The organism is Actinacidiphila alni (assembly GCF_900112845.1).
Taxonomy (GTDB): Bacteria; Actinomycetota; Actinomycetes; order Streptomycetales; family Streptomycetaceae; genus Actinacidiphila; species Actinacidiphila alni.
The window spans coordinates 197,573-222,709 of record NZ_FONG01000014.1 but is presented as its reverse complement, the minus strand read 5'-3'; the positions used below and the strand labels follow the sequence as shown (position 1 = coordinate 222,709).

The window sequence follows — 25,137 nt, the reverse complement described above, 5'->3', positions numbered from 1 at the left end:
CGGCTGCCATGGGCGCGCCCTTGACGCCGTTGCCGTCGCTGTCGGCCGCGCCGATCTCGACCATGTCCGGGGACGGCGAGCGGTCCACGACCGGCAGGACGTTCCCGGCGTCGTCGGTCACCCGGATGTTGGAGGTGCCCGCGTACAGGACGAGCCGCAGGAACGCGTCCGTGCTCGGCGGCGCGGCCACCGTCAGATCGATATCCCCGGCAGCCCCGTACATGTCGATGCTCTGACTGTGGCTGACCGTCACCGACGGCACGACCGGGGCATCGGCACCGTCCGCACGCGCGGACGCGACGGGCACGAGGCCGATCAGCGGAGCCAGAACCGCGGCGGCCAGCGCAACGCGACGAGAACGGCGAAGGCGAATACGCAACGTGTTCCCTTTCGGAGGGGCGTTGGGTGGAAGAAGGTGAGGCCGGGGTGCCCCTGACGTCGGGGCACCCCGGAATACGTCAGGTGGCGATGCGTACCGTCGTCCACGAATTGTCGGGCCACATCGGGCCGATATGGTTGAAGGTGCCGCTGCCTGTTCCTGCGTAGAGGTGCAGGCTGCCGTCGCCCCAAATGGCGGCCAGGTCGGCCTTTCCGTCCCCGCTGAAGTCGCCGGGAATGATGTCGCTGATGGTGGACCAGTTCAGTGCCCCTGACTCCACCGCGGCGGCAAGGTGACCATTGCCGTCACCCTTGTACAGCCGGAGAACTCCGTCGGAAGCATGGACGGCCAGGAGGTCGCTCTTGCCGTCCCCGTTGTAGTCCCCGCCGGAGAGCAGTCGCATTCCGCTCCAGGAGTTGTCGCCCCAGAAGTCGACGGGACCGTTGAGGGTGCCGTCACCCTTGTTGGTGTAGAGGTGGAGTGTGCCGTCGTTCCAGACGGCGACCAGGTCTGTCAGACCGTCACCGTTGAAGTCCCCGGCAGTCATCTCCCTGACAATGTCCCAGTTGTCAGAGCCCGGGAAGAGAGGGACGTTGCCCTTCAGGCCGCCGGTGCCGGTGCCGTCGTAGCGGTGCAGGGTCTTGTCGTTCCAGACGGCGACGATGTCGCTCTTGCCGTCACCGTTGAAGTCCCCCGCGACCATGAGCCGGACAGTGCTCCATCCCGAGTCCCAGATCTGTTTTCCGCTGCTGAGCTGGTTCGATCCTTCACCGGTGTAGAGGTGCAGAGTTCCGTTGTTCCAGCCGGCGATGATGTCCGCCCGGCCGTCGCCGGTGAAGTCGTCGGGCGGTGTCATCGTCTGGACGTATTTGCGGGCCGCCAGGGACCCGGGCGTGCCGGTGGCGGCGTAGTAGGAGATGTTGTGGACGGCTTGCGCGTCGGTCGTCCACAGGTCCGGGGAAGCCGTGCCCGCGTTGCCGGCACCGGCCGAGGCAAAGCTGCTCACGGCGTTTGAGCCCCAGCCCGACGTCGCTGTGACGATTTTGGTGCTGGGATCGGAGCCCGCGATCGAGTCGGCTGTGCCCTCGTAAAGGGTGAGCGACCCGGTGGCGGTGTTCCGCGCCCACAAGGCCGCGTACCCGTTCACGACCCCCGCGTCGGTGATGTCGGTGTTCTGGAAGTCGTCGCCAATGAGTATGGGGGTGTCGAACGTCCCGTAGGTCGTCGTTCCCGCGGCCGAGTAGAGCTTTCCGTCGTCGGTGACCAGCCACAGGCCAGGCATGCTGCCTGTCGCGTGCTGAGAGTTGTCCACGGCGATCTGCGCCACTTGCGACCAGTCAAGGACCGGATGGGCCTCGCCCGTGTCGTCGAGCATCGGCGAAAGAACGGCGGTCTGCTTCAGATCCGCACAGCTGTCCGGGCTCGTGGAACACGGCACCGGCTCGCCGTCGCCGTTCCCTTCGTAGATGTACGCCTGCTTGTCGGAGCTGAGGACGAAGATGTCCTGCTCCATGTTTCCCCCAAATGCGCCGACCGCTGTCTTTGCGCCGGTGAAGTCCACCGCCGGATGATATTCGTCCGTGTGCCAGAGATTTGCCGGAGTTGCCAAGCCGCCGTTCGCGGTTCCCGGGTAAACCCGGAGATTTCCGTCGGCTCCCGGCATGACGAGGTCGGGCTTGCCGTCGGCGGTCAGGTCCCCCGTTGCGTCCGGAGTCGTCGGGGGAGCGGTGTTGAAGCTGAAATTGTTCGCAGGCGATTCGTTCCCCGCCTTGTCCACCGCGTAGACGAACAATTGGTCGCGGACGAATCCCATCGGAACGATGCGCAGCGTCGCACTCTGTTTTCCGGTGTCGGGCTTGACGGTGAGCGGCGGGTTGACCGTCGGCGGCGCGCTGCCCCAGTTGTAGGCGTAGTACGCGATATCGGTGACGCCGGACGGAGGGGTGATGTCGAATTCGAGCTGCGTCCGTGCCGGAGGAGTCAGCGGCGGGGCGTCGTCACCCGCCGGGTAGATGTCCGGAGACGTGATGCTCGGCGCACCCGGTGCTGTGGCGTCGACTTTGAAGGTCTTGGTGACGACGGACGCAGGGTGTGCCTTGTCCCCGTCGTCGGCCTGGGCGGTCCATGTGTAGGTGCCGGTGGGAAGGTATCCGGGGCGCCAGCTGATCGTTCCCTGCTGGGTGACGGTGGTGCTGAGCTCCACCGGCTGCGCCGGTGATCCGGCTACCGGGTAGACGGTCTTGCCACTGCTGTCCTTGCCCGTGAGTGTGAATTTCGCCTGTACCGGGGCTCCGGCATCCGCGTCGTAGACGCCGGCGTTGAGGAAGACCGTTGTGTGCCCGATGGTGCTCGCGGAAGGGCTGGTGGTGGCCGATGTCACCGTCGGGATGGTGTTGTACTCGACCGTGACCGTGGGGTTGTTGGCGAAACGCCGGAAGTTCAGTCCACTTTGCTCATCGTCCGGTGTCGCACTCAGCATCAGTCCGACCGAGGGCAGTTTGCCGTTGTGTGCCCGGGTGAAGGCGTCCTTCACGTCGAAGCCCTTGGAGGGTGCGGAGCTGCAGGCGTTGCCGTAGGACTGGGTGTCCTGGAGGGTGATGTCGAGCGGTCGCGTGGTCCAGGTGGTGGATTTGCTCAAAGTGCCTTTGAAGTACCAGGCGTTGACGTCGGACGTCGTGGAACACGACGCCGAGTAGACCTCTTTCGCCTTGAGCGTGGCATTGAGGATCCGCGCTCCTGCGTTCCACAGGTGTGTGTCGGTCTTGAACTGGTAGAGGGCTCGTTCGACCCCCTCACAGCCGCTGAAGTCGTTGAGCCCGACACCAGGCGTGTCGTACGGGGCGGTGGACGAGTTGAGGGCGTTCTTGTCGGGGCAGCCCTGCTGGATCTCGTCGTACGCGGTCTGAGGGTCGTTGCCCGGCATCGGGTTGAAGTCCGGGTCGATGTACACCGGGTAGTGCGTGTCGGCGCCGCGCAGGACCGTGGTGTCGGGTGTGAGGGTGAGCTGCCCATCGGTGACGTGTGTCGTGACCGTGCCGGTCTTGGCTCCGTAGCCGGGCGCCGTTGAGGAGGACGAGGCAGAGGCCGATGCCGACGGTTCCTGGTCCGCTGCCGCCGCACGTCGCGAAGCTGCGGTACCGCTCGTAGCGGCCTGCGTGCTGGAATCCCACATGGCCGCCGTGGGAGAGGTGAAGACCGGAACGCCGTCGCGGTCGGCGACGACAACGCTGCCGCTGGCGTCGCCGTTGACCGTCAGATCGGGTGCGTCGGCGTTCAGCACAAGTGTGGAGAGCGCGGGGTTCGCCGCAGCAGCGGCGTCCTTGACGATCAGGACTTCGGTGAAACCGCCGAGTGGGCTCACGGTCGCCTGGAGATCGACTCCTGGAAGTACATCGGCGTACGTGGCGGTCGAACCGGAAACCGTTGGCACCGGCAAGGGAGCGGGCCAGGACAGAGCCAGCCGACGGCCCACGGATGTCATGGTCGCCAAAGGCGTCGAGCCGCCGCCGGAGAGGGAGATGCCCGAAGGTACGGCCTTTGGCTGAAGGGTGCCGTCCGCGGCTGTGTGCAGGGTGGTGTCGATCGGAATCCAGGTGCTCGCACGCCGTACCCGGGTCGGGTAGACGGACTCCGTGGCGCTGAGCGTGCCCGACGGATTGGCGGTCACGGTCTCCGTGGCCGTCGTCAGGGACGGTATGTCGACGGGAGCTCCGGAGCTCTTTGCCTGCGCGACGGCTTCGGCCGCTGTCGTACCTACGTCTGCCGACGCGGACGGCGCCTTGGCATCGGCGTGCGCGAGCGTGGCCGTGCCCAGCGGGATCGTCAGTCCTGAAACGAGGATGGCCGCGCTGAGCATGACGCGCGGAGGGCGAACCCACCGGTTGCCACGACGATTTCGCGCACCACGGCGCCTACCTATGGGCATGAGCCCCCCCTTGTTCCTGGCGGCGCGTTCGGCCGCCCGGTGATCTTGGTGCGACAGCGCCTCCGTGCCGCTCTTCGCTCGGTCCCCTCCGGAGAGAGATGGGCAGGGTGAGTCGGCTGTCAACTTCTGCATCTTCACTCAGAATTGTTCAAGAAACATTCACGCAATGGTCAAGAATCCTTTGCGCCCTTCCCTCTGACCTGGGACGACTCGTACGGTTCGCAAGCTTGGCGATCTCTGGGGAGGGGTTCTATGTCTGCGTCTTGGGGGGTCCGGTCCGTCGGCCGCACCGCAGGTGCTCGGCGACGGGTCGGAAGACGGTCGGCGAGAGTGGCGCAGACCGCGGTTCTGGGCCTGATGGTGTCGCTTCTCGGAATTCCGGCTGTCGCGTCCGCCGCTCAACCGAACCTTCCGGACGCGCCCTTGACCAAATCCGTGTCCGTGCACGCCCTGCCGCACGGAACGACAACGCCGTCCCCCGCGGCATCGTGGCGACCCAAGGCCGTACGCTGGCCGGCCGCTGCTTCCGGTACGGCGGACATCGAGACGCCCGGCCGTCAGGGCGCGTCGGCGAAAGCAAAGACGGATGCCAAGGTCGCCGACGCCGTCCCGTGGACACGAGCAGGCACCCTCCCCGTGCTCGTGAAGCCCCGAACACCGTCGAAGACGTCAAAGTCGGCCGCATCGGCCGCCGCCGCTCCGGCCCGTGTCACGGTCCAGGTACGCGATCACGGCGCGGCGACCAAAGCCGGGGTCAACGGCCTGCTGTTCACCGCGAGCGTTCCCGCCGGGTCGGACGGCGGGCCGGTCTCCGTGGCGGTGGACTACTCGGGCTTCAAGGACGCGTACGGCGGCGACTGGTCGTCCCGGCTCCACCTCGTGCAACTTCCGCCGTGCGCGCTGACAACCCCCTCCGAGCCGGAGTGCCAGAAGCAGACTCCGGTCGAGGACAGCACCAACGACGCGACCGGCTCGCGGATCACCGGCACGGTTCGGATCGCCTCCGCCCCGGCGAGCTCCGGCATGATCCTGCTCGGCGCGACGTCCGGCAATTCGAGCGGCGGCGGCGACTTCTCGGCCACTCCTCTGTCGCCCTCGGGCTCTTGGTCGGCGGGCGGCAACAGCGGCGACTTCACGTACTCGTATCCGATCTCCGTACCGCCCACGCCCGGTGATCTGACGCCCAATGTGGAATTGAGCTACTCCTCGCAATCGGTGGACGGCCGACTTCCTTCCACCGACAACCAGCCGAGCTGGATCGGCGAGGGGTGGGACTACTCGCCGGGAGCCGTCACCCGGTCGTACGTACCGTGCAAGGACGACCCCGCGGGCACCGCGCCCAAGACCTCGGACAACTGTTGGGCCGGGGAGATCCTGCACATCGTCTTCAACGGTCGCTCCCAGGACATCGTCTACGACGCCTCGACGCCCACGAACTACAGCCTCTCCGCCGACCCCACGGCGAAGGTCGAGCTGAAGACGATGGGCACGACCACGCAGAACGACACCTATGACGGCGACTACTGGAAGATCACCGACGGCGGCAAGACGTACTACTACGGCCGCAATTCCATTCCCAGTTACGGGACCACGCATTCCGCCTGGACCGTGCCGGTGTACGGCGCACACGACGGCGACCCGTGCCACAAGTCGACGTTCGCCACCTCTTCGTGCCAGCAGGCGTGGCAGTGGAACCTCGACGAGGTCATCGACGCCCATGGCAATGCGATGGTCTACTACTACAACCAGCACACGAACTACTACGGCGCCAACGGTGCCACCACGGGCGTGAAGTACACCCGCGAGGGCTGGCTGGACCACATCGACTACGGACTCGGCAACGGCAGCACCACCGCCCCCCAGCGCGTGCAGTTCACCGTGGGGGACCGCTGCGTCGCCGGCACGTGCGACCCGATCGGTTCCAACACCGCGAACTGGCCGGACGTCCCGTGGGATCTCAACTGCAACAGTGGTGCCTCCTGTGCCATTCACTCGCCTGCGTTCTTCGCGACCTTCCGTCTGAAGTCGATCGCGACACAGATCTACGACTCGACGACGAAGAAGTACAAGGACGTCGACGAGTACTCGCTGGCACAGAGCTTCCCGAACCCCAACGACGGCAACCAGAAGCCGGCGCTGTGGCTCGACTCGATCACCCACACCGCCGATGCGGGAACTCTGCCCCTGCCGCCGGTGAAGTTCTCGTACATTCGACTGGCCAACCGGTTCAACGTCCGCGACGGCTACGCGGACCTCTTCAAGATGCGCATCGCCGGTATCACGACGGAGTCCGGCGAATCGATCAGCATCAACTACAAGGCGCCGACCGGGTGCAGCACGGCGACCAATCCTTCGACGAACACGACGGCGTGCTTCCCGATGTACTGGACACCGGACGGTCTCGCCACGCCGTTCCTCGACTGGTTCAACAAGTACGTCGTGTCGTCCGTCACTCAGAACGACAACACGAAGGCGTCACCGGAAAGCACGGTCACCTCCTACGACTACAGCGTCGGCAAGGCCGCTTGGCATTACGACGACAACGAGGTGGTCAAGGCCAAGTACCGTACGTACGGACAATGGCGCGGATACAGCGCGGTCAGGACGCTCGTCGGCGAGGCCACCGAAGGGCAGACCGTTTCCGAGACCCGCTACTACCAGGGGATGAACGGCGACACCCTGCCCGGCGGCACCACCCGCTCCGCGAACGTCAGCCTGTCGGCCGATGTCAGCGTGCCCGGTGAGGCGACGTCGGTCGCCGACGCCGACGAATTGGCCGGCAACGTCCGCGAGACCGTGACGTACCGGGGCGTGGGCGGGCCGGCGGCGACCGCTGTCGTGGACGACTACTGGGTCAGCGCTGCGAAGGCGACCCGCTCCCGCACCGGACTGCCGGCTTTGGAAGCCAAGATGGTCCGCAACGCGGCCATCACCAACTCCACTGCGGTGACTTCCGCTCCGCAGACGTCCTGGCGCACCGATCGCGTGTCGTACGCCTACGACAAGAGCACGGGCCTGCTGCGCTACACCGACGACCAGGGCGACATCGCGAAGTCGGCGCAGGAGACGTGTGCCACCACCTCGTACGCACCGGTCAATGCGGACCTCAATCTGGTCGGCCTGGTCAGCGAGGTGGAGACGGTCCAGGGCAGCTGTGGCACGGGCGAGTCCACCACCTCCGACGGCCACGGCGCGCCCACAGGGGTCAACCGTCCCGCCGATGTCGTTTCCGACACCCGTACGTACTACGACACCCCCGCCCCGACGTCCTGGCCGCCCGCCCTTCCCGCGTCGCAGGCGACACCGACCCTGGGCGAGCCGACGCTCGTCGCCCAGGCACAGAACTGGGCCGGCGGAGCATTCGACTACCAGGTGAAGTCCGCGGCCTTTTACGACTCCTACGGTCGAGTCAGCAGGGGATGGGACGCTCTGGGCAATCTGACGAAGACCGACTACGTCACCACCAACGGTCAGACGACGGGTTTCACTGTCACCAATCCGCTCGACCAGGAGACGATCACCACTCTCGACCCGAGCCGAGGTCTTGCCACCAAGGTCGTCGACCCCAACAGCGCGATCACCGAAACCGCCTACGACGCGCTGGGCCGCACAACAGCGGTCTGGCTTCCCGGCCGGTCCAAGGCCACGCAGACAGCCGACTACACCTACACGTACGCGCCTTCGCAGACCTCACCGCCTGCCGTGACGACGAAGGAGCTCACCGAGGGCGGCAGTTACACCACGTCTGTCGAGATCTACGACGGGATGCTGCGCTCGCGTCAGACCCAGAGCCAGACGCCTCAGGGCGGACGTCTGCTGACCGACACCTTCTACGACAGTCGCGGTCTGGTCTGGAAGGCGAACAACGCGTACTGGGACGGCTCCAGCACCCCCGGCACCACGCTGGTCGGGACCACGGACCCGCAGGTCACCGACCAGATCCTGACCACGTACGACAGCCTTGCCCGGCCGGTGCTCACCGAGTCCCAGGACAGGGGAACGGTCAAGGAGAGGATCCGGACCGTCTACGGCGGCGACCGCGTCACCACCATTCCGCTGACCGGCGGTACCGCGACAAGCACGGTCACCGACGCCCGCGGACGCACCACGGAGACCGACGCCTATCAGTCGACGCCCACCGTGACCGGGGACCAGATCATCGGCGGCAGCCCGGCCGCGACGAAGTTCACCTTCGACGCGGCCGGCAGTCACGGTCAGAACTCGGCCATCACCGACCCCGGTTCCAACCAGCGCAGCTACGCCTACAACCTGCTCGGCGAGAAGGTCTCGCAGACCGACCCGGACACCGGCACCAGCACCATGGGGTACGACGCCGACGGGCACCTGACGTCCACCACGGACGCCCGAGGCAAGACGATCTCCGTCACCTATGACGCGTTGGGCCGCAAGAGCGCCCAGTACGACGGTCCCGACTCGGCGTCCCCCAAGCTCGCCGACTGGACGTACGACAATCCCGCGGTACCGCACAGCCTCGGCCGGATGACGGCATCGACACGCTACGACTCCGCCGGCAACGCCTATATCCAGGCCGTCAACGGCTACAACATCCAGGGCAACCCGACCAAGATCACGACCACGGTTCCGAGCAATGTCACCGGTCTGGCCGGCTCCTACAGCTACCTCTACGCATACACACCCAACCTGGGGCTGCCGTTGTCCACGACCTACCCGGCCGTGGGCAATCTTCCGTCGGAGAAGGTCTCGTACGGCTACAACTCCATGGACATGGTGGACTCCGTGGGCGGCCTGTCCACGTACGCCCGCGACACGACCTTCGATGCCTTCTCGCGCGTGGTCCAAGTCGTCGACGGCGCGTCGGCCACCAACAGCGCGGTGTTCACCAACACGTACGACGAACACACCGGCGCGCTGAACAACGCGAACATCAGCCGGTCCACCGCGCCGGAGAACCTCCAGGACACGACGTACACGCGTGACCTCGCAGGCAACATCACCAAGATCACCGACAGTCGGCTCGGCTCGGCCACCGACACCCAGTGCTTCGCCTACAACGGGCTCGAACGCCTCACCGACGCATGGACCGCGACCGACAACTGCGCAGGCGCGCCCACGGTCGCGGGCGCCAACCCCACCGTCGGCGGCGCTGATCCGTCCACCACGTACTGGACGTCCTGGACCTTCGACGTCGACGGCAACCGCAAGACCCAGGTGAATCACGGCACGTCGGGCATCAGCGCGGACACCACCACGACGTACACCTACGGGAAGCCGGGCGCTCCGGCGACGCAGCCCGACACCCTCACGGGAACACAGACCACCGCTCCCGACGGCACTGTCACCGGCGGCAGCTACACCTACGACGCGACCGGTAACACCACCACTCGCACCACGACACCCGGCACGGACACGCTGGTCTGGAACGACGAGGGACAACTCGCGAGCTTCAAGACCACCGGCCAGGACAAACCCACCAGCTACACCTACGACGCCGACGGCAATCAGCTACTGCGGACCGACCCCGACGGCAGGACCACGCTCTTCCTCTCCGACCAGGACGTGGAGTACGACCCGTCGGTGTCCGGCACCGGCGCCGTCACCGCGACCCGGTACGTCGCCCTTCCCGGCGACGTCACCTGCACCCGTACCGGTCCCGGCGACGCCTACAGCTACATCGCCTCCAACGACCAGGCGACCGGCACCACCCAGCTGACCGCCACCGACCACACGCCGACGTTCCGACTCCTCGATCCGTACGGCAACCCGCGCGGCACACAGCCGGCCGACTGGCCCGGCAGCAAGGGTTTCGTGGGAGGCACACAGGACCCGACGACCGGCCTCACCCGCCTCGGCGCCCGTGACTACGATCCGGTCCTCGGTCGTTTCACCTCCGCCGACCCTCTCTTCGAGGCCACCGACCCCAACCAGATCGGCGGTTACACCTACGCGGGCGACAGCCCCGTCACTCAGAGCGACCCCAGCGGCCTCTCGAACAGGGACTCCGGCGGCGGCTCGACGGACTATTCGCCTCCCGCATCCGAATGCCCGCCCTTCTGCAGCGTTGACGGTCAGCCACACGGACCGAGCGGCCCCCATGGTGCCAACCGGAACCCCGACGGCAGCCAGGGCGGCGGGGACCTAGGCGACAGTGGTACGCAGGAAATTACCGACAACTCGCCGACCTCGAACGACTCGGGCACGGTCGGGTCGCAGCTCTACGGCGGGGGCAAGAACAAGACCGGGTCCGGCGGCGGCGGGTACTGGCACCCGGCGTACAAGGGCCATGCCGTCTGCTACGGCCGCACCGGCTGCACCATGGCCTACAACTACCTGCTGCACCACCCGAAGGACGTCGCCGGCGCGAAGGAGATCGCCGCCACCTATTGCATCGACCACATGTCCGAGTGCCAGCACGACGCCCAGATGTGGGACTGGACGATCGAGGCCGAAGCTCAGCTGCCGCTGCTCATCTTCGATGTCCCCGAGCTTCCCGAAGCCGGCGAGAGCAAGGTGCGTGCTTGTACGCGGAACAGCTTCACCGCGGACACGAAGGTCCTCGAGGCCGACGGTGAAACCGTCCCGATAGCGGCGGTCAAGGTCGGCGACGAAGTCCTCGCGACGGACCCGGTCACGGGTACCACGCAGGCCGAGACCGTCACCGACGTCATCGTCACCACAACGGACAAGGATTTCACCGACCTCACGGTCCGAACCGGCGACGGCCCCCACACCATCACCTCGACCCAGCACCACCCGTACTGGGACGCCACCGCCCACCAGTGGAAGAACGCCGCCGACCTCCACCCCGGTGACAAACTCCGCCGGCCCGACGGCACTCTGCTCACGGTCGCGGCGGTCCGCAATTACCACCACAGCGAGACGACGTACAACCTCACTGTCGAGAAGCTGCACACGTACTATGTGCTGGCGGGGCAGGCTGCGGTACTCGTTCACAACGCAACGCCGGGTCAGAAGTGCGATCTAACATTGGGCGCCGGTCCGAATGCCCGAGAGGGAGTGGGTCTGGAGAATGGTGACATCGAGGCAGATGGTGTTCGAGATCTGATCAATGAATCCGGGAATGCGCACGGCTGCCACACGTGTAATGCCAGAACTCCGGGAACCAAGAACGGGGATTGGATTCCAGACCACCAGCCCCCGTCTAGTCTCGTTGATCCCGGGTCTCCTCAGACAGCGTATCCTCACTGTCTGCCCTGCGCGAGGCGGCAAGGCGGGGTAGTCTCACAACTTTCACAAGGAAAGAGCAATAAGGAATGGTAGCTAATGGTCCTGTGGTTTCATTCCTGGCAAAAATCGAACACGGATGCCTGATCTTGCGGGATGCGGGAAGCGAAGACGACGTCAGCGACTGGGACCCGGTGTCCAGCGGATGGTATCGTGAGGGCAGTTCACTCATCTTTGGCGTTCAGGCCAGTGTGGACGGCCCCGTCGAATGCGAAGTATGGAAATCGGCTCCGCCGGTGGTACTTCCCGTAAACCTCTTTGAGGTGCCACTTCCATGCCCGTCCGGCTGGCTCGTATTGCATGATCCGAACGAACATGCCCGATTGCAATTCACGGGATTCCGTGACTGTGTGATTTGTTCGGTGATGGTGGATGATCCACAATTTCCGTCAAGGGTTCAGGTGCTGCTGAGGGCGGGAGGTAATTAGCCCCTCGTGTTTTCGGGGAACAAGTGAGGCTCCATCCGAGAGCCTCGCCAGTTTCTCTGTATGTTGCGAGGGTGCTGTTCTGCCACGTGGCTCCTGCTGCCGAAGCTCGCTTTTTTGCTGTTTTTGTGGTGGGACTTCAGCGTTTGGGCGCATCGTGTAGGGGTGAGGCCCCGACCTTGGGTAACATGGTGAGCTCGCCCCGGCTGGTCCACCGCAAGTGCGGCGGGTCGTAGTGGTTTCCGCATCGACGTAGTGATCGTCTTCTCGGCCAAGGCTAAGGAGATCGCCCTTACGAAGTCGATGGTCAGACCTGCTGCTTATCGGACGCACCCCACCGGGAGTGTTTTCGTCTGCCAGGAGCGAATTCTCTTTCCCTGAGCTGGCCGGGTGCATGGGGATGTGGCGAGAGAGTCTCACAAGATGGTGCGGGTGGTGCTCAGCCGAAGTGATAGGCACTGGCCGGGTGTGATGCGGGTCTGCTGGAATTGGATCCGTTCAGGTGCAAGAGCAAGGGTGGGGAGACAGTGGGTACTGGGGCATCGCGGGCCGCGTTCGCGGTCTGTGCGGCAGCGTTGGCGGGCGCCGTGAGCGCGTGCGGTGGGGGTGGGGCGCAGCATGTCGGGGCGCAGGCCTCGGGCAGCGCAGGTACGTCGGGGACGCGCTCGGTGCACTCGGCTGGGTCGGCGGGGATGTTGAGCCAGGACGAGCTGCAGCAGGGCGTTGTGGGGGCGAAGGACATACCGGGATGGATGACCGAGACCGTGGCCGGTCGGGGTGGGGACGGCGTCGAGGTCGCCCCTCGCATCCTTGATGTCTCCAAGTGGCCGCGTACGTCACCGGCCGCGTGCCAACCGCTGGACCGTATGACCTCGCTGGGCAGCGGCTACCAGTACTTTGCCGTGGTGGAACAGAAGGTCAGCCCCGTTTCCGGGGACGGTCCGATCACGGAAATGGCGCTGACCTCGTACCGGCCCGCGGAGGCCCCCAAGGTCATCGCCGATCTGCGGACGTCGATACGTACATGCTCCGACTTCTCCCAGCCGCGTGGGGGATACGAGTACACCCATCCGCAGGTGCTCGCCGATCCCAAGGTCGGCGATGAAGCGATTGCGTACCGCCTCACGCAGGTTGTCCCCAGCGTTGACAGCAACGGCGATCCGGACGGTGGCCAGCCGGTCGACGTCCCCTTCCATTTCGTCGTCGTGCGTTCCGGGGCGACGATCGTGTCGTTCTACACCATGACCCCGCCCGGTGGGCACGGCACCACCGACGTACCGGTGGACGTGGTCAAGTCCCAGATCGCCAAACTCGATCAGATGCCCCAGCACTCGTAGCGAATACATCGTGCAGGGCGCACGGGCATGGCCGTCGGTTGTCGGAGTACGACAATCTCGATGAGCGAGGACTCCGGCGCCTCCGGTGGCCGGCCGGTGGCCGGATGCCTTTGGACGCTATAACACGTGGCGTCACAGGCAAACAAGCCGCACGTGCTCTGATCAGGCAGGACAGCATCAAGCAGCACGACAGAGCACCGCGCAACACGAGTGCTCACGGTCTCGTAATGCGTAGGTCTCGGGTTCGAATCCCGAAGGCGGCTCGGCGAAACCCCAGGATTCACTTACTGTGACCTGGGGTTCTTCCTTTTCCGGGGGCGTCTGGTGGGCGTGGGCGGCGGTGGAGGGGTGGTTACGATGAGCGTCATGGACCTCGACCTGCGCAGGGTTCGCTACTTCGTGGCTGTGGCCGAGGAGTGCAGCTTTGTGCGGGCGGCCAGCCGTCTGTACATGACGCAGCCGGCCCTCAGCCGTCAGATCCGTGCGCTGGAGGAAGACCTCGGCGTGGCCCTGTTCCTCCGGGACCGGCAGGGAACGCTGTTGACGCGGGCCGGGCGCCAGTTCCTGGAGGACGCGCGGCCGTTGCTTGCGACTTCGCTGGCCGCGCAGCAGCGTGTGCGAGCCGCGGGCCGTGAGGACAACAACTTCACTGTGGGCTTCATGCCCGGCGTCGCCGTCACCCCCATCCTGCGGGAATTCTCCCGGACGGCTCCGGACGTTCGGGTCGAGGTCCTGCACACCTCGGTCACCGACCAGGTCGACTACCTGTTGGACGGGCGGGTCGACGTGTGCTTCGTGCGGATGCCCCTGCCCAGTGGGATGTTCGAGGTCATACCGCTTTTTCCTGAGCCCCGCGTGGCGGCGCTGTCGAGTGGACACCCTCTTGCCGAGCGGAAGGCGGTAAGCCTTCACGAGCTGCGTGACCTGGCCCTTCTGCAGGACCTCGGGGACGTCCCGGAGTGGCGTGGCCGCGTCTCGGTGGCCTCGCCCGCGGATTCCGGGCGTTTCCCCGTGACGATCGAGGAGTGCCTGGAGGCCGTCGCGTCGGGGGCGGGGTGCTACGTCATGGCCGCCGGTATGGCCGGCTTCTACCGCCGGGACGACGTCACTTATCTGACGCTGGAAGATGTGGCTCCCCGGATGGTCGCCCTCGCGTACAGCAAGCACCGGACCATGCCCGAGCTCCACCGGTTCGCCGAGATCTCCCGTCGCATGCTCGGCCCCGCTGCGGACTGATCCGCGGCCGAAAATGTGTGCCGCCGGTGGGGCCGTCCCGCGGTGCGGGACCAGGACGCTGGTCCTTCATGCCGGGTCGGCATGAAGGACAACGGATTCGGCATTGGCGCGGAAATGACGCGGTGGGCATAGTCGTTCTTGCGAGGCGCTGCGGAACGCGACAGGTACGGGATTTCCTGTCCGCGTGGAGCGCGCCTTTATTCATGCCGATCCGGCTGAATGAACCGAGAGGAATTACCCCGCATGAAGTCCACTGTTCGATTCAAGGTGCTGGGGGCTGCCGCATTGGTGTGCGGCGCGGTCGCGGCTTCGCTTGTCGCGACCGACGCGGGCGCCGCCACCGTCAGTGCCGCCCAGCGGATCGCCCCTGCGCGGGCGAGCGACGCGCACAAGCCGACGGTTGTCCTGCTCCACGGGGCGTTCGCGGACTCGTCCAGCTGGAACAGCGAGATCAGCTACCTGCGTCGGCACGACTACCCCGTCTACGCGATCGACACGCCGCTCAGGGGCGTGGCCTACGACAGCGCCTATGTCGAGGCGCAGCTCAAGACGATCGACGGCCCTGTGGTGCTGGTCGGCCACTCGTATGCCGGTGAGGTGATCAGCCAGGTCGCCGCCGAGACGCCGAACGTCAAGGCCCTGGTGTACGTCGCCGCTCTCATCCCTCAGGTGGGTGACAGCGCCAACTCCCTGATCGGGCAGTTTCCGGGGTCGGAACTCACACCCGAGAACCTGCGCACTGTTCCTCTGCCGGACGGTGCCACGGACGTCTACATCAAGGCCGACAAGTTCGGGACGGCCTATGGGAACGGGCTGCCGAAGGCGGGCATTCGCACGGCGTCCGTGACCCAGGAGCCGATCGCCTTCTCGGCGCTGACCGACAAGGCGACGGTGAATCCTCCCAAGGGCACACCGAAATGGGCGGTCATCGCGACCGACGACCACGCTGTGCCGACGCGGGCCCAGAAATTCGAGGCCGACCGCGCCGGCGCTCGTATCAGCTATGTGCGGTCGGGGCATGACGTGCCCGCGATCGCGCCGCACGCGGTCAACCGCGCCATCGTCGCCGCCGCCGACTCACTGCGCTAGCAGGGCCGGTGGCCGGGCGCCCCGGTCCGGGCGGCCGGCCACCGGTGTCTTCGGCCGGGACAGCACAAATCGAGGAGGTCATCGACGATGCCCAGCGACCAGTGGCACGAAGCGCTCCTGCCCGACGAGAACGCACAGCACGAGGAACAGGCGCGCGTTTTCATGGAGATGCAGCGTAAACGCTCCGAGAAATACGGAACCGGTCGCGCGCTCCACCGTAAGCAAGTGGCGGGCCTGAGAGCGAGTTTCGCGGTTGAGGAGGACCTTCCGGGATACGCGGCCCAGGGGATATTCGCGGCGCCTTCTCTCTACGAAGCCCATGTGAGGCTGTCCAACGGAGGGTTCGACGTGTCCGCCGACTGGGCCCCGGGCGTCCGCGGGTTCGCGATCAAGGTATTCGGGGTTTCGAGCGTGTCGACCGCCGGGGCCGAGCAGAATTTTACGATGATCAATCAGGAAATCCTGCGGGTCAAGAACAGTGCGGAATTTGTCGGAATCGTTGATGTCGCCACCAGCGCGCCTGGGGCGGCCCTGCGCAAGGTCGTAAGAAAACCAGGCGTGGCCCTCAGTGCCGTCGCCAATTTCCGGGACATGAAGAGGCCGTTCACCGGATTCGCGACGCAGGATTTCTTCAGCATCATGCCTATTGCTTTCGGTGGATACGCGGCCCGGTTGAGGCTGTGTGCGGCCTCGACGGTGATCAATACCGAGGCCAGTAACGATTGGGCCGCGGACGTCTACGGGCGGCTTGCCGAAGGCGATCTTGAGTTCATCGTCCAGGCCCAGTTCTTCGAGGACGAGGATCGCACCCCCATCGAGAACCCGGCGGTCCGCTGGGAGGCGCCGTGGCTCACCGTGGCGCGTTTGCGTGTGCCGTCGCAGGCGGTGGACACGGCCTTGGCCGAGGCCGTTGAGAAGAGCAGCTTCGACCCGTGGACCGCGGTGCCGGAGCATCGGCCCCTCGGCGAGCTGATGCGCGCCCGCAAGGCGGCCTATTCGGTGAGCCGTCGTGGCCGGACCGGTGGCGCGCACGCGCCCGGCCCGTCTGGTCCCGCTGCCCGTCCCGCGGGCCGAACGAATCCCACCGGCGGAACGAATCCCGCAGGCGGCTCGGCTATGCCCCCGGGGCCGGGATGAGGCCCGTGGTGAGGAGGTGGAGGAGGTGCGTGGCTTCGGTGGTGGGGGAGGCGTGGTGTTCGGTGGCCAGGGCGATGCCGACCGTGAGGGTGATGAGGTCGTGGGGGGTGACGTCGGGGTTGACGGTTTTGTCGTGGACGGCGCGGGCGAGGAGGGGGGCGCCGGCTGATTCGAGGGTGGTGCCGCAGGAGTGGGGGGCGGGGCGGTCGGTGGGGGGCTCGTAGGTGAGGGCGTCGGCGAGGCCGCGGGCGGAGACGGCGTAGTCGAGGAGGGTGCGGAGCCAGTCGAGGAGGGCGGCGCGGCTGTCGTCGGCGGTGCGCAGGCCGTCGGCGTACGCGATGAGGTGCTCGATGCGTTCCCGGAAGACGGCCGTGAGCAGGGCCTGGCGGGTGGGGAAGTGGCGGCGCACGGTGGCGGAGCCGACGCCGGCGGTACGGGCGATCTGTTCGAGGGAGGCGTCGGCGCCGTGTGCGGCGACCTCGGCCTCGGCGACCTCGAGGATGCGCTGGTAGTTGCGGCGGGCGTCGGATCGCTGGGTGCTCATGGTCTCCTCGTTGCTAAACGGCGGGCCCCGCCATATCGTAGCCGACGGTAAACGGCGGGCCCCGCCGTTTCGTGTTGTGCGATGTGCTCAAGGAGCCTGCGTCATGAATGACATCACCGATACCGCCCCCGTCCTGGTCACCGGCGCCACCGGCCGGCAGGGCGGTGCCACCGCCCGGGCCCTGCTGGCGGACGGCGTCGCGGTCCGCGCCCTGGTGCGCGACCCGGACGCGGAAGCGGCCAAGGCCGTACGGGAGTTGGGCGCCGAACTGGTCAAGGGTGACCTCACCGACCCGGCGTCCCTGGAACCGGCTGTCGACGGCGTCCGCGCCGTCTTCTCGGTGCAGATGCCGCCGATGACGGAGACGAGCGTGGACTTCGCCGGTGAACTCGCCCAGGCAACCAACCTGTTGACCGCCGCGCGGGCGGCCGGCGTACGGCACTTCGTGCAGTCCTCGACCAGCGGGGTGGGGCGGCACACCCAGGCGCCCGGCTGGGCCGAAGGACGCTGGGCCGCGATGGAGGGCTACTTCACCACCAAGCAGGCCATCATCGACGGGGTGCGCGGCGCCGGGTTCGCGCGCTGGACGCTGCTCAAGCCCGCGTTCTTCATGGACAACCTGATCGCGCTGCTGCCCCAAGGGCCCGGCGGCCCGCTGGCGACCGTGCTCCGGCCCGACACCGCGCTGGCCCTGGTGGCCACCGAGGACATCGGCGCCGCCGCCGCGCGGGCCGTCGCGGACCCGGACCGCTTCCACGAGGTCGAGCTGGAGCTGGCCAGTGACCTGCTCACGATGGCGGGGGTCGCGCGGACGCTCTCCGAGCTGTGGGGGGTGCCCGTGGTCGCGCCGTCGATGGATCTGGAGGAGGCGCTCGCGGCCGGGATGCCCGGGTGGGGCGCGGGACACCAGTGGACCAATGCCGTCGTCCAGCCGGCCCGGCCGGAGTTCGCCCGCGCCCTCGGCATCCCGGTGACCTCCTTCGCCGACTGGGCGCGCGCCCACCTCGCGACCTGACGGCACTGATCCGCGGCCGCCCCACCGCCGGCGGACGGATTCTGCCTGACGGAACGACACAGCACCGAAAACGGACCGGAAAGCGGAGACTCTGCCGGGGCGGTGCGGCCGCGCCCTTTCGGACGACGCGGGCCGCGGGACGCGCAATGCGTGCGCGCGGTGCTATCGGAGATCCGTTGAACCCGTTGAATCCGTTGAATGTGTTGAGTGCGGTGAATCCGCCGGAGCGCGGCGGCCGGAAAAAGGTGTTCGACCGGCGTATGACGCTGGTCGCGTCCGTCACGATTCTCGGCTCGCTGCTGTGCGGCCTCGCGAATTCGATGGCGCTGCTCGTCGTCGCCCGCGCCGTCCAGGGGATCGGCGGCGGCATGCTGCTGTCGACCGGGCAGACGATCCTGGCCCGGGAGGCGGGCCCCGGGCGGCTCGGGCGCGTCATGGCGGTGGTGGGGATTCCGTCCATGCTCGGGCCGCTGCTGGGGCCGATCTTCGGCGGACTGATCCTTTCCCGGTTGTCCTGGCGGTGGATCTTCTTCGTCAATCTGCCGCTGGGACTCATCGGCATCGCCATGGCATGGGTCATTCTCGACCGGGGTGATCGCGGAATGCCGCGGAAACTGGATCTCGTCGGTCTTGCGCTGCTGCCGCCGGGGCTCGCGGCACTGGTCTACGGAATCTCCGAATTCGGCAACGCGGGACGAGCATGGACGTCGCGGGCTTCCTGATGCTCTCGCACCTGGCGCCGCCCGAAGTCCTCGCGGGCCAGGCCAAGTTGATGGAGTCCTACGGCGCGCACTGCGTGTACGTCACCGACTCCGGCGGCCGGCTCACGATGGCCGACGTCGCCGCCCGCGTCCGGGCGTACCGTGACGTCCTCGACGACGGCACCGAGATCGGCATCCACGCGCACGAGAATCTCTCGCTGTCGGTCGCCAACTCCGTTGTCGCGGTGGAGAACGGCGTCCGCCGCGTCGACGCCTCGCTGGCGGGCCACGGCGCCGGGGCGGGCAACTGCCCGATCGAAGCCTTCGTCGCGGTCGCGAACGTCTCCGGCTACGAGCACGGTTGCGACCTCTTCCGGCTCCAGGACGCCGCCGACGACATCGTCCGCCCGCTCCAGGACCGCCCGGTGCGCGTCGACCGCGAGACCCTCACCCTCGGCTACGCCGGTGTCTACTCCTCCTTCCTCCGCCACGCCGAGGCCGCCGCCGCCCGCTACGACGTGGAGGTCCGCGCCATCCTCATGGAGTGCGGCAGGCGCCGGCTGGTCGGCGGCCAGGAGGACATGATCGTCGACGTCGCCCTGGACCTGACGGCACGCTGACGGGCGCGGCTCACACCGGGTCGGGGGCGGCCGGTGCCGCGGGGCCGGGGACGGTCGGGGTCGGGTCGGGCGCGGAGGTCGGCGCGTACTGGGCGGCCTGGGCGGTGAACATCGCCGCGTAACGGCCGCCGGCGGCCATGAGCGCGTCGTGCGTGCCGTGTTCGGCGAGGCGGCCGTGGGTGAGGACGTAGATGTGGTCGGCGTGGCGGACGCCGGACATGCGGTGGGTGACCAGGACGACCGCCCGGTTCGGGGCGGCCAGGCCCCGGATGCGGTCGAACGCCTCGATCTCCGCCTCCGGGTCGAGTGCCGAGGTGGGCTCGTCGACGATGAGGACGCTGTCGGCCGTCGCGGTCGTGCTGCGCCAGTGCGTACGGGCCAGGCCGAGCTTCTGCCATTCGCCGCCGGACAGTTCGATGGCGCCGCGGAACACCCGGGCCAGCAACGTCCGCAGCCCGTCGGGGAGTTTGCCGACGACCGGGCCGGCGCCCGCGTAGTCGACGGACGGCTGGAGGTCGTCGGGGACGGCGGCGGGGCGGTCGGGCCGGCCGAGGCGGATGTTCATGGCGGCGGTCACCGGCCACCGCTGGAAGTCCTGGGCGAGCAGCGAGACCCGCGCGAAGACCTGGGCGCGGTCCAGGCCGGTGACGTCGGCGGCGCCGAAGCGCAGGGCGCCGGACTGCGGTCGCAGCATGCCCGACAGGATCTTCATCAGGGTGCTCTTGCCAGAGCCGTTCTCGCCGACGACGGCGGTGACCGACCCCATCGGCAGCGTCAGCGACACCTCTTCCAGGGCGGCGGTGTCCCGGTCCGGGTAGCGGTAGGTGACCCGGTCCAGGACGATCTCCGCGATCCGCTCGGGCACGGGGTCGCCGCCGGCCGGGATGGTGCGGTGCGCCGCCCGTTCCAGGAAGCGGCCGTGGTCGCGGACGTACAGCGACTCCTCGTGCAGCTGGTTGACGTTCATCACCAGCGCGCCCAGGCTCGCGGAGCCGGTGCGGACCGCGATCACCGCCGTACCGGCGACGGCCAGGCTCATGTGCCCGGCCAGGATCAGCCAGAACATCGCCCCGTACGTCGCGGCCGTCGCCAGCCCGGACAGCGCGGACGCGACCCATTCGGTGAGGGCCTTGCTGGAGGCCAGGCGTTCCTGTTCGGTCTCGGCGCTCTCGGCCATCAGCCGGTAGCGGCTGAGCAGGAACGGGCCGACGGCGTGCAGCCGGATCTCCTGGGCGGCGCTGCGCTCGGTGAGCAGATTGCCGATGAGCCGGGCGGCCCGTACGTGCTCGATCCAGCTCATCACCGACACGTACCGTTCCTGCGCCACCCGCATCGCGCCCCAGCCGCGCGGCGCCGCGATCAGGATCAGCATCGGCAGCAGGAGCGGGTGCAGGACGGCCAGCACGCTCGCCGTGGTGACCAGCGAGATCAGGCCGTTGAGCGCGGCGACGCAGGCGCCGATCATGCGGCGGGCGGAGGCCGGGCCGTACTGGGCGACGTCCACCAGCCGGCGGAAGTCGGGGTCGTCGATCGCCTCCAGTTCGACGCCGGCCGCCGCGGCCAGATACTGCGTGGTCGCGATCCGCTCGACCTTGGGCTCCAGGCGGCCCGCGCGCGAGGTGGACCAGGCGGCCAGCGCGGAGTTGACGACGCCGATGCCGGCGGCGGCCAGCAGACCCGGCAGCAGCCCGTGCAGCCGGTCGGAGGCGCTGCCGGTGCCGGCGAGCAGCGCGTGCATCACGGCGTTGACCGCCAGCAGCCCGACCGCGGCGGCCACCCCCTGCCCGACCTCGCTGACCGCCACCGCGATCAGCGCCCGCCGGTCGGCCAGCCACGCGATCCGCAGCGTGGCCCCGACCAGTGACGGCATCGACCGCAGCGCCGACATCATCGTCAGGTCGAGCCCCGCGTGCTCGTGGTGCGACCAGCCCATGTCGTACCGCAACGGCCCCCCGAACAGCTCCTGTTCGGCGTCCGACACCCGCGGCTCCGCCATCCGTACCGGCCCGAAGAACTTCCGCACGGTCTCCTCCCCCCGACCGGCCCCTCGACCGGTCCCCTCCCTGTCAACGACCGCCCCCGCCTTTCGAACACATGTCTTTCGGCCGCTACGTCATCTCCCACCCGCAGGACGCATGGACGGCATGCGCTGCGCGAACTCCCGCACCCCTGCGGCCCGTCCCGTATCCCCGCTGTCCGCGCGGTGGCCGAATCGCCGGTGGTCGCGGGTGACCCGTACGGCGAGGCGGGGCGCCCGGCGCCCCGCCGGCTGGCAGCATCGGGCGGACGACGCCGGGTGAGAAGAGGTCGATCGATGGCGGCTCCCCGCCCGCACTGGCTGTTCGGCGACCAGTTGGGCCCGCACTTCCTCGACCCCCGGCACGGCGGCCCGGACGCGGACGCGCCGGTGGTGATGGTCGAGGCCCGCTCGGTGCTGGCCAGGCGGCGCTTCCACCGGGCCAAGGCCCATCTGGTGCTGTCGGCGATGCGGCACCGCGCCGCCGAGTTGGGCGACCGGGTCACATACGTACGGGCCGGGACGTACGCGGACGGGCTCGCGAAGGCGCTCGGGCGGGGGAGCGCACAGGAATTGACGGTGCGTCACCCCACCTCCCGCGCCGCGCTGGAGTTCGTACGGGCGCGGCCCGGCGTCGAGGTGCTGCCGGCCGGCGGCTTCCTGGTGCCGCACGACGACTTCGCGCGGTGGGCGGGCGGCGGCCGGACGCTGCGCCTTGAGGACTTCTACCGCTGGGTGCGGGTCCGGCACGAGCTGCTGATGGACGGCGACGAGCCGGCCGGCGGGCGGTGGAATCTGGACCACGACAACCGCGAGCCGCCGCCGCGCGGCCGGGACACCCTCGGCGCGCCCGAGCCCTGGCGGCCGGCGGAGGACGACATCGACGCCGAGGTCCGGCACGACCTGGACCGCTGGGAGCGCGACGGACAGGTCTCCTTCGTCGGCCGGGACGGCCCGCGCCTGTTCCCCGCGACCCGCCGCGAGGCGCTGTCGGCGCTGCGCCGCTTCGTCACGTACCGGCTCGGGGACTTCGGGCGCTACGAGGACGCGATGCTGGCCGCCGACCCGGTGCTGAGCCACAGCCTCCTGTCGGCGCCGCTCAATCTCGGGCTGCTGCACCCGGCCGAGTGCGTCGAACGCGCGGAGGCCGCGTACCGCGCCGGCGAGGCGCCGCTCAACAGCGTCGAGGGCTTCGTCCGGCAGATCGCCGGCTGGCGCGAGTACGTGTGGCAGCTGTACTGGCACTTCGGCGAGGACTACCGGCACCGCAACGCGCTGCGGCACCGCGCCCCGCTCCCCGGCTGGTTCCTCGACCTGGACGCCGACGCGGTCACCGCCAACTGCCTGTCGACCGTCCTCGCCCAGGTCCGGGACACCGGCTGGACGCACCACATCCCGCGGCTGATGGTGCTGGGCAGCCGCGCGTTGCAGGACGGCTGGGACCCTGCGGCGGTCACCGACTGGTTCCACCGCTGCTTCGTGGACGGCTACGACTGGGTGATGCTGCCCAACGTCGTCGGGATGTCGCAGTACGCGGACGGCGGCCGGATGACCACCAAGCCGTACACGTCGGGCGGCGCGTACATCCACCGGATGAGCGACCTCTGCGGGCCGTGCGCGTACCGGCCGACCGACCGCACCGGCGAGCGCGCCTGCCCCTACACCGCCGGCTACTGGGCCTTCCTCCACCGGCACCGCGACCGGCTGGCCGCCAACCACCGTACGGCGCGCGCCGTCCAGGGCCTGGACCGGCTGAAGGACCTCGGTGAGCTGCTGGCCGAGCGGGACCGGCGCGACGGCGACGCCCCGCCGTGACGGCCGCGCCGTGACCGCCCCGCCGTGACCGTCCCGCCGTGCTGCCGCCGCGTGTGCTGACGGATCGTCAGCCGTGGGCGTTCTGGGCGTGCTTGGGGAGCAGGCCGACCAGGAGGAGGGTGAGGAGATTGATCGCGGCGGCGACGGCGATGACGAGGGTGGTCGCGGACAGGTAGGTGGGGAGGGACGGGTGGTGGCCGGCGCGGGCGAAGAAGACCGTGCCGAGGGCCGCGACACCGATCGCGCCGGCGAACTGCTGGACGGCGTTGAGGAGTCCGGCGCCGGTGCCGACCTCCTCGGGGGTGGCGTCGCCGATGATGAAGTCGACCAGCGGGACGAAGACCAGGCCGGAGCCGAAGCCGGTGAGGAGCAGGGCGGGAGCGAGCTTCCATACGGTCAGGCCGGCGTCGTAGTGGTCGACGGTCCACCACAGGCCGAGCAGGCCGACGACGGCGAGGGACAGGCCGATGTGCAGGGTGGCGCGGCCGAGTCTGTCGGCGAGCACGGCGCCGGCCAGCAGGACGGCGACGGCGGTGCCCAGCGCCCAGGGGATGAGGGTGAGGCCGGTGCGCAGCGGCGACCAGTGCATGCCCTGCTGGAGCAGCAGGTTGATGGTGAGCACGAAGGCGCTGAGCGAGGCGTAGAAACCGGCGACGATCACCAGGCCGACGACGAAGCTGCGCTTGCGGAAGAGCGTCGGCGCGATCACCGGGTGGGCGCTGCGCCGCTGCGAGACGACGAAGAGGGCGAGCAGGACGGCGGCGCCGGCCATCATCGCGTACGTCCACGCGGGCCAGCCGAGGTCGCGGCCCTGGATGAGCGGGACGACGAGCAGCGCGGACGCCGCGGTGAGCAGGGCGACGCCGAGGACGTCCAGGCGGGCGGTACGGTCCTCGCCGCCGTGGTGCGGCAGGACGCGCAGGCCGAGCAGGGCGGCGCCGACGCCGAGCGGCACATTGATCAGGAAGATCGAGCGCCACTGGCTGCCGAACAGGTCGAGGTGGAGCAGCCAGCCGGCCAGGATCGGCCCGGCGACCATGGTCAGGCCCATCAGCGGGCCGACCGGGGCCAGCGCCTTGCGCAGGTGCTTGGGCGGGAAGACGACCTTCACCAGGGCCAGGCCCTGCGGGATCATCACCGACCCGCACAGGCCCTGAAGGGTGCGCGAGACGATCAGGAAGGCGGCGTTCGGGGCCAGGCCGCAGGCCAGTGAGGCCAGGGTGAAGCCGGTCATGCCGAGCAGGAAGAGCCGGCGGCGGCCGAGCAGGTCGCCGAGCCGGCCGGAGGTGACCAGGCCGATCGCGAAGGCGGCGGTGTAGGCGCTGAGCACCCACTGCACGGTGCTCTGGCCGCCGCCGAGGTCGGCGCGGATGGAGGGGCCCGCCAGGTTGGCGATGCTGGAGTCGATCAGGTCCATGAGGTCGGCCAGCACGACGACGACCAGCAGCAGCCAGGCGGCGCGGGTCGGCTTGGCGTCGGGGGCGGCGACGGTCTCAGGGACGGGGACGGGGACGGACTCGGGGGCCTGGCCGGGGACGGGGGTCGGGTCGGGCGCCCGGGGAGCGGGGGAATCTGCGGACGAAAGATGTTCTGTAGTCACGAACACCGTTCTACTCAGGAACACTGTTCGGCGCAAGACGAACGCTGTTCGCAGTGACATGGAACACCGTTCG

Annotated in this window: 13 protein-coding genes and 1 pseudogene; 9 read left to right on the top strand and 5 right to left on the bottom strand. The window is 68.4% G+C overall.

Annotation, left to right across the window (positions count from 1 at the left end; translation table 11 throughout):
• Positions 1 to 307 (bottom strand): hypothetical protein (locus tag BM076_RS23335; RefSeq protein WP_143120620.1); only part of this gene is annotated, 307 nt, incomplete at its 3' end.
• Between the two features lie 151 nt (positions 308 to 458).
• Positions 459 to 4,235 carry an FG-GAP-like repeat-containing protein gene (locus tag BM076_RS23330; protein WP_177246571.1) on the bottom strand — a complete coding sequence of 1,259 codons (3,777 nt, stop codon included), beginning with the start codon at positions 4,233 to 4,235 and terminating at the stop codon, positions 459 to 461.
• A gap of 492 nt (positions 4,236 to 4,727) precedes the next feature.
• Here BM076_RS23330 and BM076_RS23325 point away from each other — a divergent pair, with 492 nt between their 5' ends.
• From BM076_RS23325 to BM076_RS23305, 5 genes are all read left to right on the top strand, one after another.
• The gene (locus BM076_RS23325) at positions 4,728 to 11,564 is read left to right on the top strand and encodes a polymorphic toxin-type HINT domain-containing protein (protein WP_177246570.1); all 6,837 of its coding nucleotides are present in this window, start codon (positions 4,728 to 4,730) and stop codon (positions 11,562 to 11,564) included.
• Positions 11,565 to 12,705: 1,141 nt separating this feature from the next.
• Positions 12,706 to 13,290 carry a hypothetical protein gene (locus BM076_RS23320; protein WP_143120619.1) on the top strand — a complete coding sequence of 195 codons (585 nt, stop codon included), beginning with the start codon at positions 12,706 to 12,708 and terminating at the stop codon, positions 13,288 to 13,290.
• A gap of 366 nt (positions 13,291 to 13,656) precedes the next feature.
• Positions 13,657 to 14,526 (top strand): LysR family transcriptional regulator, encoded by an 870-nt coding sequence (locus BM076_RS23315; protein WP_093715642.1) that lies wholly within the window; start codon positions 13,657 to 13,659, stop codon positions 14,524 to 14,526.
• A 243-nt stretch (positions 14,527 to 14,769) separates the two neighbouring features.
• Complete coding sequence (locus BM076_RS23310; protein ID WP_177246569.1) at positions 14,770 to 15,615, top strand: alpha/beta fold hydrolase; 846 nt, start codon at positions 14,770 to 14,772, stop codon at positions 15,613 to 15,615.
• A gap of 87 nt (positions 15,616 to 15,702) precedes the next feature.
• Positions 15,703 to 16,752, top strand: a complete 1,050-nt coding sequence (locus BM076_RS23305; RefSeq protein WP_177246568.1) for a catalase family protein — start codon at positions 15,703 to 15,705, stop codon at positions 16,750 to 16,752.
• Here the strand turns inward: BM076_RS23305 and BM076_RS23300 are convergent.
• Complete coding sequence (locus BM076_RS23300) at positions 16,730 to 17,296, bottom strand: TetR/AcrR family transcriptional regulator (protein WP_093715611.1); 567 nt, start codon at positions 17,294 to 17,296, stop codon at positions 16,730 to 16,732. The genes BM076_RS23305 and BM076_RS23300 overlap by 23 nt on opposite strands.
• Before the next feature lie 103 nt (positions 17,297 to 17,399).
• Here BM076_RS23300 and BM076_RS23295 point away from each other — a divergent pair, with 103 nt between their 5' ends.
• From BM076_RS23295 to dmpG, 3 genes and pseudogenes are all read left to right on the top strand, one after another.
• Positions 17,400 to 18,311, top strand: a complete 912-nt coding sequence (locus BM076_RS23295; protein ID WP_093715610.1) for an NmrA family NAD(P)-binding protein — start codon at positions 17,400 to 17,402, stop codon at positions 18,309 to 18,311.
• A gap of 146 nt (positions 18,312 to 18,457) precedes the next feature.
• On the top strand, positions 18,458 to 19,033 hold the full coding sequence (locus BM076_RS23290) for an MFS transporter (RefSeq protein WP_093715609.1): 576 nt from the start codon (positions 18,458 to 18,460) through the stop codon (positions 19,031 to 19,033).
• A pseudogene (gene dmpG / locus BM076_RS23285) lies at positions 19,000 to 19,632 on the top strand (4-hydroxy-2-oxovalerate aldolase); the annotation flags it as partial. The gene BM076_RS23290 and the pseudogene dmpG, both read left to right, overlap by 34 nt.
• Before the next feature lie 10 nt (positions 19,633 to 19,642).
• Here the strand turns inward: dmpG and BM076_RS23280 are convergent.
• Positions 19,643 to 21,628, bottom strand: a complete 1,986-nt coding sequence (locus BM076_RS23280) for an ATP-binding cassette domain-containing protein (protein WP_177246573.1) — start codon at positions 21,626 to 21,628, stop codon at positions 19,643 to 19,645.
• Positions 21,629 to 21,946: 318 nt separating this feature from the next.
• On the opposite strand from BM076_RS23280, the gene BM076_RS23275 reads away from it, so the two are divergent.
• Positions 21,947 to 23,464 carry a cryptochrome/photolyase family protein gene (locus tag BM076_RS23275; RefSeq protein ID WP_093715607.1) on the top strand — a complete coding sequence of 506 codons (1,518 nt, stop codon included), beginning with the start codon at positions 21,947 to 21,949 and terminating at the stop codon, positions 23,462 to 23,464.
• Positions 23,465 to 23,531: 67 nt separating this feature from the next.
• Here the strand turns inward: BM076_RS23275 and BM076_RS23270 are convergent, their stop codons facing one another.
• Positions 23,532 to 25,064: a DHA2 family efflux MFS transporter permease subunit gene (locus BM076_RS23270; protein WP_245796242.1), complete on the bottom strand. Its 1,533-nt coding sequence runs from the start codon at positions 25,062 to 25,064 to the stop codon at positions 23,532 to 23,534.
• Positions 25,065 to 25,137: the final 73 nt, after the last annotated feature.